The following is a 798-nucleotide window of genomic DNA, read 5'->3' as shown; positions in this document are numbered from 1 at the left end:
GTTTTGTTCTCTGTTGCGATTTGTTTGATCGTTTCGTGTGTTCAAGTTTTTAAGGGCATACGGTGGATGCCTTGGCATCAGGAGCCGATGAAGGACGTGGGAGCCTGCGATATGCCTCGGGGAGTCGGCAACCAGACTTTGATCCGGGGATTTCCGAATGGGGGAACCTGGCACTCGTCATGGGGTGTCGCCGCCGGTTGAATGTATAGGCCGGTTGGTGGGAACGCGGGGAAGTGAAACATCTCAGTACCCGCAGGAAGAGAAAACAAGAGTGATTCCGTGAGTAGTGGTGAGCGAAAGCGGAGGAGCCTAAACCGTGCGCGTGTGAGACCTGGCAGGGGTTGCGTGTGCGGGGTTGTGGGACCATCCGGTCAGCGCTGCCGAGCTGACGGGGAGTTACAAACCGCTGGGATAGTTGAACGGCTTGGGATGGCCGACCGTAGACGGTGAGAGTCCGGTAGACGAAATTCCAGTGGCTCCTGGGTGTGTTCCCGAGTAGCACGGGGCCCGTGAAATCCCGTGTGAATCTGCCACGACCACGTGGTAAGGCTGAATACTTCCTGATGACCGATAGCGGACCAGTACCGTGAGGGAAAGGTGAAAAGTGCCCCGGTGAGGGGTCGTGAAATAGTACCTGAAACCGTGTGCCTACAAGCCGTCAGAGCGTCCTACAAGGGGACTTGTCTTCTTGTTTCGTGATGGCGTGCCTTTTGAAGAATGAGCCTGCGAGTTATGGTGTGTGGCGAGGTTAACCAGTGGTGGGTAGCCGTAGCGAAAGCGAGTCTGAAGAGGGCGTTT

General features: G+C 56.3%; 1 rRNA gene. It reads left to right on the top strand.

Annotated elements, in window-relative coordinates:
- Window positions 1-39: 39 nt before the first annotated feature.
- Window positions 40-798, top strand: a 23S ribosomal RNA gene (locus tag ACFPCY_RS43025); the annotation flags it as partial.

It is taken from the genome of Actinomadura gamaensis (genome assembly GCF_042652125.1).
GTDB classification, from domain to species: Bacteria; Actinomycetota; Actinomycetes; order Streptosporangiales; family Streptosporangiaceae; genus Spirillospora; species Spirillospora gamaensis.
This window is presented reverse-complemented; position numbering and strand designations above follow the sequence as displayed.